A 7,482-nucleotide genomic window follows, 5' to 3' on the forward strand; every position below is an offset into this window, starting at 1 on the left:
GCCTATTGCATCACAGCCCTCCGAGCCGTTGTGCTTGATTCTCAACAGCCCCTAGTCAAACATGGCGTTGATGCGCTCGGGTGTGTAGTCGTCCCACGCAGCAAACACCAGCAGGTGGGAGCCGTCGGTGATCTGGCCCTGGTTCCAGGCGATGGGCTTGATGCGTTCGCGCACAGCGGCATCGGTCACCACAAACACTTCAAACGGCTGCAGGCCGCTGGATGTGGGAGCCAGGCGCGCGGCTTCCACAATGCGGTCCACCTTGTCTTGGGGCACCACCTTGGCGGGGTTCATCTTCTTGGTGGCGTAGCGCCATTGCAGCTTGTCGATGAGGGCGTTGTCGGCAACGGAATGGGTGGTGGTCATGGAAATGCGGCTTTCGTTGGATGAGGATCAAGAATTGCGCGGCAGCAGGACTACCACGCACATTGGCAAATGTAGATTTGATGCCCCACGGCAAAAAGCGGGCGTTGGGAAATTGATTGTTCCCAAACGGTCAACAATGGGGTGATTTTTTGACGGCAAGGCGCATGCTTCGGTCTTGGCACTCCTTGCTCACACCTCACGAGCGGCGCCAACCTTGTGCTCACTACCGGCTGGCCGTTGATGACCCCACCTGGGCTGGTGGCACGATGCACTTACACTGGCATTTTTCAGGGTACAGAGGCAGTGAAATGGCGTCGCACCGGTATGGCGCTGCGCAGGCTGTATCGGCTCGCATTCTCTAAGAATCTGTTCTAAGCCGCACACTGCCCCATCAAGCCCCGCGCCCATCGCAGCAATTTGTCGCGCCACGCATTCATGAGCCAACCGGACCTCTCCTTTTTGATGAACGCTGAGCCAGGCAGTGGCGATTCACCCGTGCCGGTGGAGCGCCGCCGGGCCGACCGCCCCAAGGGCTCGGTGGCAGCGTTGATTGCCGAGCTGCGTGCCTATCAGGCCGAGCTGGAAAGCCAGAACAAGGTGCTGCGCTACAGCCAGACGGTGGCGGAGAGCGCGTCTGAGCGGTTTGAAACCCTGTTTGCCAGCGTGCCGCTGGCGCTGATGGTGGTGGACGAATACGACATGGTGGTGCAGGCCAATTCGATGGCGCACCGCTCGTTTCAGCCCACCGAGCGCGACCGCCCCCTCACCGCGCTGATGCCGTTCGTGTCAGACACCGACGCCCCCCGCGTGCAGGAGGCGTTTGCGCAGGCGCGCGCCCAGGGGCACAGCGAGGTGACCGAGGTGGTGTTCACCATCGCGCCACACACCCGCATCACCGGCGACTTGCACATTGCCCGCATTGAAGACCACCGGGGCGACGGCCCCGTGCAGCTGCAGTTTTTGTGCGCGGTGATCGACCAGGGCCCCCTGCTGGCCGAGCGCCATGCGCTGCAGCAAAGCGCACAAGCACTGCAGCAGCGCAACGAGCAACTGCACGCCAGCGAGAAGCGGCTGGAAGCCGTCATCAACTCGGCGCTCGACGCCATCATCTGCGTGGACCAGAACGGCCTCATCACCGTGTTCAACCCCACGGCGGCGGCGCTGTTCCAGTGCAGCGCGCAAGACGCGCTGGGCAGCCCGCTGGAGCGTTTTTTGCCAGCAGCGGGGCAGGCGCTGGCGTTTGCGCAGCTCACCACCCAGGCCATGTTGGGCGAAATGACGGCTCTGACCGCCAGCGCCAAAGAGCTGGCGGTGGAGGTGAGCGTGTCGTTCGAGCGCCATGCCGAAGGCGAAACCACCACCGTATTCGCCCGCGACCTCACCGGCCGCAAGAAAGCCGAAGCGCACCGCAGCGAGCTGGAAGCGCAGCTGCGCGAATCGCACAAGATGCAGGCCGTGGGCACCATGGCGGGCGGCATTGCGCACGACTTCAACAACATCCTGGGCGCCATCCTGGGCAACGTGGAACTGGCCAAGGCCGACTGCGCCCCCGGCTCGCCGGTGCTGGAGAGCCTGCTTGAAATCGACAAGGCAGGCCGCCGCGCACGCGACCTGGTGCGGCAGATCCTTACCTTCAGCCGCAACGAGCCACCACAGCGCACCGCCGTGTCGCTGGCCGAAGTGGTGCACGACACCGAGCGCCTGCTGCGCGTGACCCTGCCCCCCGCCATTGAGCTGCACATGCAGCTGCAGCCGGGCCTGCCACCGGTGCTGGCCGATGCCACGCAGGTGGAGCAGGCGGTGTTGAATCTGTGCACCAACGCCGTCCATGCGATTCAAGGCCAGGGCAGCGAACGCGGCAGCATTCTGGTGGAAGCCGCACTGGTGCACCCCGACCAGCGCCTGAGCGAACGCCTGGGCCTGGCCCCCGGCGACTATGTGGCCCTGACGGTGCACGACAGCGGCCCGGGCATGGATACGGCGACCCTGGAACGCATCTTCGAGCCCTTTTTCACCACCAAGCCTGTGGGCCAGGGCACGGGCCTGGGCCTGGCCGTGGTGCATGGGGTGATGCGTACCCACGAAGGCGGCATTGATGTGCAAAGTGTGCCGGGGCAAGGCAGCCGGTTCACGCTGTACTTTCCGGTCGCTACCGCTCAAGCCGCCGCCAGCAGCACGGCGGTTGCCGCCCTGCCCGCCGCGCCTGCCCAGGCACCCGCAGCCGCGCCCACCGCCACCCGCCAAAAGCCGCACGTCATGTACGTGGACGACGACCAGGCGCTGGTCTTCCTGGTGCAGCGCCTGCTGCGCCGCAGGGGTTATGACGTGAGCGGTTTCACCGACCCCCATGAGGCCACGGCCGCGCTGCGCGAAGCACCGCACCACTACGACCTGCTGGTGACCGACTACAACATGCCCGGTTTTTGCGGCGTGGATTTGGTGCGCGAGGCGCGCCTGATCCGCCCCGATCTGCCGGTAGCCCTGGCCTCTGGCTACGTCACGGCCGAAATTGAACAGGCCGCCATCGCCGAAGGCGCACGCGCGCTGATTCACAAGCCCAACGATGTGGAAGAGCTGTGCGCCACCGTGCAGCGACTGATTGCCGGGGATGACGGTGCAGGCTGATGTGCAGGCGGTGTATGAAGACGCCGACCTGCTGGTGCTGCAAAAGCCCGCAGGCTTGCTGTGCGTGCCCGGACGCGGCCCCGACAAGCAAGACTGCCTGAGTGCGCGTGCCCAGCAACAATGGCCGGGCGCACTCATCGTGCACCGGCTGGACCAAGCCACCTCAGGCCTGGTGCTGATGGCAAGGCACATCGACGCCCAGCGCCGCCTGAGCCATGCCTTTGCCGAGCGGCAAGTGCACAAGCGCTACCAGGCGGTGGTGTGGGGCCTGCTGGCGGCGCAGGAAGGCGCATGGAACGAGATCAATCTACCCATCGCTGCCGACTGGGAAAGGCGCCCTCTGCGCGTCATCGACCCCGCACACGGCAAGCCCAGCCTGACCCGCTGGCGCCTGCTGGGCCACCACGCGGCCACTGGCACCTCACGCATCGAACTGGAACCCGTCACCGGCCGCACACACCAGCTGCGCGTGCACATGGCAGCCATCGGCCACCCCATCCTGGGGGATGCGCTGTATGCACCCGCAGAGGTGCAGACCCTTGCCCCCCGGCTGCTGCTGCACGCCAGTCACCTGGCCTTTGCGCACCCCAGCACGGGGGATGCGGTGGCGCTGGAGTGGGCCGCTGATTTTTAAGAAAATCGGCCGTTAGCGCACAACCAGCAAGCGCTACCAGCTATACTTTTAATAGCATTCAAAGCCGTGCATTCAGCGCACCGCTGGCAGCGCTGCACGCGTCATGGCCTGCCCCAGCAGCACCCAACCCAGCAACACGGCCGTGACGGGGCTGAGCAACCCCAGCGATGACACCGCCACCGACGGCAACCGTGCAATGCCGCGACACCATAACAACCAGCCCTGGCGGGCGCTATTACACAACCCGGCCGTTTCCAGCAGCTCACTGGTGCAACTCACGCTCCCAAGGCTGGCGCTGATCGACCGTGCGGTGGAAACCCACGTGGCCAACGAACACCGCATTCTTTCGGCCCTGAAGGCGGCCGACCTGGCGGCGCTGGACCACAGGCTGGCGCTGCTGCTGGCGGCGCTGGAGTCCCCAGAGGAGCAGTGATCCTGCGCCCAGCGCAGTAACATGGTGGGATGCCTCAAAACCACCTCACCATCCTCACCGGCGCCTCGCGCGGCATGGGCCTGGCCATGGCCCAGCAGCTGCTCAAAAGCGGCAACACCCTGATCTGCATTGCCCGCAGTGCCAACCCCGACCTGGCCTTGGAAGCCAAGGCCGCTGGCGTCACGCTGGAGCAATGGCAGCAAGACCTGTCACAAGGCGAGCAGGCGGCGCACCAGCTGCAGGCGTGGCTGAATGCCCAGGGCCCGCAAGCGTTTGCCAGCGCCACACTGATCAACAACGCGGGGGTGATCCCGCGCATTGCGCCGCTGTCTGCCAGCGACGCGGCCGACCTGGCCAACGCGCTGCGCGTGGGGCTGGAGGCGCCGATGCTGCTGACCGCCGCATTTTTGGCGGCCACCGAAAGCTGGACTGTGCCCCGCAAGGTGCTCAACATTTCCTCGGGCCTCGGCCGCCGGGCCATGGCCTCGCAGGCCGCCTACTGCGCTGCCAAGGCGGGCATGGACCATTTCACGCGCTGCGTGGCGCTGGACGAAGCCATCAAGCCCCATGGGGCCAAGGTATGCTCACTGGCTCCCGGTGTGATCGACACCGACATGCAGGTCCAGCTGCGCGGCGCCGACCCGGCCGCCTTCCCGGACCGCCAGAATTTCGCCAACCTCAAGACGGGTGGCCAGCTCACCTCGCCTGCCGACGCCGCTACCCGCGTGCTCGCCTGGCTGGAGCGCGCAGACTTCGGCACCAACCCCGTGGCCGATGTGCGCGATGCCTGAGCGTAATTTGCTCATTTTTTCATAGCTGCTAGCGCTTATCTACCAAGCGCTGGCGGCCTATTTGGTTCCAAGTTGATCTGAAAGGACTTTCCCATGACCCGTGAAGTCGTCGTCGTCAGCGCAGTGCGCACGGCCATTGGCACCTTTGGCGGCAGCCTCAAGGATGTGCCTCCCACCGAACTGGGCGCGCTGGTCGTCAAGGAATCGCTGGCGCGCGCCAGCGTGGAAGGCAAGGATGTAGGCCACGTGGTGTTCGGCCATGTGGTGAACACCGAACCCAAGGACATGTACCTCTCGCGCGTGGCGGCCATCAACGGCGGCTGCGCCGAAGGCACGCCTGCGTTCAACGTGAACCGCCTGTGCGGCTCGGGCCTGCAGGCCATCGTGTCGGCCGCGCAAGCCATTCAGCTCGGTGACGCCGATGTGACCATTGGCGCAGGTGCGGAGGTGATGAGCCGCGCGCCCTTCGCCAGCCTGAACATGCGCTGGGGCGCCCGCATGGGCGACACCAAGATGGTGGACATGATGATCGGCGCGCTGCACGACCCCTTCCACACCATCCACATGGGCGTAACGGCCGAGAACATTGCCGCCAAGTGGGGCATCACCCGCGAAGACCAGGACCGCCTGGCGGTGGAAAGCCACAACCGTGCTGAACGCGCAACGCAGGCCGGCTACTTCAAGGACCAGATCGTCCCCGTCACCCTGAAGAGCAAAAAGGGCGATGTGCAATACGCCACCGATGAGCACTTCCGCCCCGGCGCCACCCTGGACGACATGGCCAAGCTCAAGCCCGTGTTCGTGAAGGAAAACGGCACGGTGACGGCAGGCAACGCCTCGGGCATCAACGACGCCGCCGCTGCGGTGGTGCTGATGGACGCAGCCGCGGCCAAAGCACGCGGCGCGAAGCCCCTGGCACGCCTGGTGGCCTACGCCCACGCGGGCGTGGACCCCAAGTACATGGGCATTGGCCCCGTGCCTGCCACCCAGCTGGCATTGAAAAAGGCGGGTCTCACCGTCAACGATCTGGATGTGATCGAAGCCAACGAAGCCTTCGCAGCCCAGGCCTGCGCTGTGACCAAAGACCTGGGCCTGGACCCCGCCAAGGTCAACCCCAACGGCTCGGGCATCTCGCTGGGCCACCCCATCGGTGCCACGGGCGCGCTCATCACTGTCAAAGCCATCCATGAACTGCAACGCATCCAGGGCCGCTATGCGCTGGTGACCATGTGCATTGGCGGCGGCCAAGGCATTGCGGCGATTTTTGAACGCCTGTGATCGCCCCGGCGGCAGCATCGCCCGTGGCGATGCCGCCATCCTGGATCGGCAAGGTCCCACGGGCCGGTGATCAGCGATCATCACATCCCGTGCCGGCACCGTACCCGCACGCCAGGCAGCACATCGCGCCGCTGCCTTTCCCCACAATTTCCGAGACATCACCGACCATGATTCGCAAACTGCTTTCCTTCTCCACCCTCGCACTCGCTTTAGGTGCCACAGCGTACGCCCAGGCCCCTGCTCCAGCGGCCGCCTACCCCACCAAGCCCATTCGCCTGATCGTGCCCTTCCCTCCCGGCGGAGGCACTGACATCCTCTCGCGCCTGGTGGCCACCAAGCTCACCGAAGGCGCCAAGTGGACCGTGGTGGCCGACAACAAGGCGGGCGCTGGCGGCACCATTGGCATTGGTGAAGCCGTGAAGGCAGCCCCCACCGGCTACGACCTGGTGATGGGCCAGAAGGACAACCTCGTCATCGGCCCCTGGCTGTACAAGAACCTGAGCTGGGATCCCACCAAAGACCTGACGCCCGTGGCGCACGTGGCCTACACACCTGTGGTGATCGCCACCAGCGTCAACAGCAAATACAAGACGCTGGCCGACGTGGTGAATGGCGCCAAGGCAGCGCCCGGCACCATCACCTATGGCTCTCCAGGCAATGGCACCTCCATCCACCTGGCGGGCCACCTGTTTGAACAGGCAGCCGGGGTCAAGCTCAGCCACATCCCCTACAAGGGCTCCAACCCCGCGCTGATGGACGCGCTGGCAGGCAATGTGGACTTGCTCGTGTCTTCGCTGCCATCGGCCATGGGCCAGATCAAGGCAGGCAAGCTGCGTCCGCTGGCCGTTACCTCTGCCAAGCGCAGCTCTTCGCTGCCCGATGTGCCCACCGTGGCCGAATCGGGCTTCAAGGACTTTGACGTGAGCACCTGGTACGGTGTGTTTGCCCCCGCTGGCACGCCTGCTGCGGTGGTCACCACCGTCAACGCAGAAATCAACAAGCTGCTGGCCACCGCCGACATGAAGGCGGCCATCCAGGCCCAAGGCGCCGAGCCCGAAGCCATGTCGCCCGCACAGCTGGGCAACTTGCTCAAGAAGGAATACACGCAGTGGAAGGGCATCGTCGAGGCCTCTGGCGCGAAGATTGAGTAACCCCCTGAGGCGCTTTGCGCCTTCCCCCTGAAGGGGGACGCACCCGGTGGCCTGGTAAAGCCAGTTCGACGGGTGCATTGGTTGGGAACGCGCTTGCTCTACGGCAGGCGCAGTGTCCGAGATATCCAATGAAAAATGGCTCCAGATTGGCTAGCCGTTCCGTTAAGGAGTTGCTAAGCGCCCGCCGGGACCTCATTGATTGCC

The 7,482-nt window shown here is 65.1% G+C and carries 6 protein-coding genes and 2 pseudogenes; 6 read left to right on the plus strand and 2 right to left on the minus strand.

The genetic code is table 11. From position 1 onward, the window contains the following. Positions 1-54: 54 nt before the first annotated feature. Positions 55-366 (minus strand): annotated as a pseudogene (locus IHV84_RS19705) (nitroreductase family protein); the annotation flags it as partial. Between the two features lie 435 nt (positions 367-801). Here IHV84_RS19705 and IHV84_RS19710 point away from each other — a divergent pair. Together IHV84_RS19710 and IHV84_RS19715 are read left to right on the plus strand one after the other, a co-directional pair. Further along, positions 802-2,991 (plus strand): PAS domain-containing sensor histidine kinase, encoded by a 2,190-nt coding sequence (locus IHV84_RS19710; protein WP_198848118.1) that lies wholly within the window; start codon positions 802-804, stop codon positions 2,989-2,991. Next, positions 2,975-3,625, plus strand: a complete 651-nt coding sequence (locus IHV84_RS19715; RefSeq protein ID WP_198848119.1) for an RluA family pseudouridine synthase — start codon at positions 2,975-2,977, stop codon at positions 3,623-3,625. The genes IHV84_RS19710 and IHV84_RS19715 overlap by 17 nt, the downstream gene beginning before the upstream one ends. Before the next feature lie 72 nt (positions 3,626-3,697). Here the strand turns inward: IHV84_RS19715 and IHV84_RS20560 are convergent. Continuing rightward, positions 3,698-3,844 (minus strand): annotated as a pseudogene (locus IHV84_RS20560) (EamA family transporter); the annotation flags it as partial. Between the two features lie 49 nt (positions 3,845-3,893). On the opposite strand from IHV84_RS20560, the gene IHV84_RS19720 reads away from it, so the two are divergent. The 4 genes from IHV84_RS19720 to IHV84_RS19735 all read left to right on the plus strand — a co-directional run bounded on the left by IHV84_RS19720 (position 3,894) and on the right by IHV84_RS19735 (position 7,278). After that, positions 3,894-4,058, plus strand: a complete 165-nt coding sequence (locus tag IHV84_RS19720) for a hypothetical protein (RefSeq protein WP_233100148.1) — start codon at positions 3,894-3,896, stop codon at positions 4,056-4,058. Between the two features lie 29 nt (positions 4,059-4,087). Then, positions 4,088-4,849: an SDR family NAD(P)-dependent oxidoreductase gene (locus IHV84_RS19725; RefSeq protein ID WP_044398478.1), complete on the plus strand. Its 762-nt coding sequence runs from the start codon at positions 4,088-4,090 to the stop codon at positions 4,847-4,849. 93 nt (positions 4,850-4,942) lie between these two features. Then, on the plus strand, positions 4,943-6,127 hold the full coding sequence (gene bktB / locus IHV84_RS19730) for a beta-ketothiolase BktB (RefSeq protein ID WP_198848120.1): 1,185 nt from the start codon (positions 4,943-4,945) through the stop codon (positions 6,125-6,127). A 167-nt stretch (positions 6,128-6,294) separates the two neighbouring features. Beyond that, positions 6,295-7,278, plus strand: coding sequence for a tripartite tricarboxylate transporter substrate binding protein (locus IHV84_RS19735; protein WP_198848121.1), 984 nt, complete (start codon positions 6,295-6,297; stop codon positions 7,276-7,278). The last annotated feature ends 204 nt before the right edge of the window (positions 7,279-7,482 follow it).

It is taken from the genome of Acidovorax sp. IB03, from assembly GCF_016406015.1.
Classification (GTDB): Bacteria; Pseudomonadota; Gammaproteobacteria; order Burkholderiales; family Burkholderiaceae_C; genus Acidovorax; species Acidovorax temperans.

Coding starts and splice junctions, on each gene's coding strand:
- IHV84_RS19710 (WP_198848118.1), top strand. CDS start 802: ATGAGCCAACCGGACCTCTCCTTTTTGATGAACGCTGAGCCAGGCAGT.
- IHV84_RS19715 (WP_198848119.1), top strand. CDS start 2,975: ATGACGGTGCAGGCTGATGTGCAGGCGGTGTATGAAGACGCCGACCTG.
- IHV84_RS19725 (WP_044398478.1), top strand. CDS start 4,088: ATGCCTCAAAACCACCTCACCATCCTCACCGGCGCCTCGCGCGGCATG.
- bktB (WP_198848120.1), top strand. CDS start 4,943: ATGACCCGTGAAGTCGTCGTCGTCAGCGCAGTGCGCACGGCCATTGGC.
- IHV84_RS19735 (WP_198848121.1), top strand. CDS start 6,295: ATGATTCGCAAACTGCTTTCCTTCTCCACCCTCGCACTCGCTTTAGGT.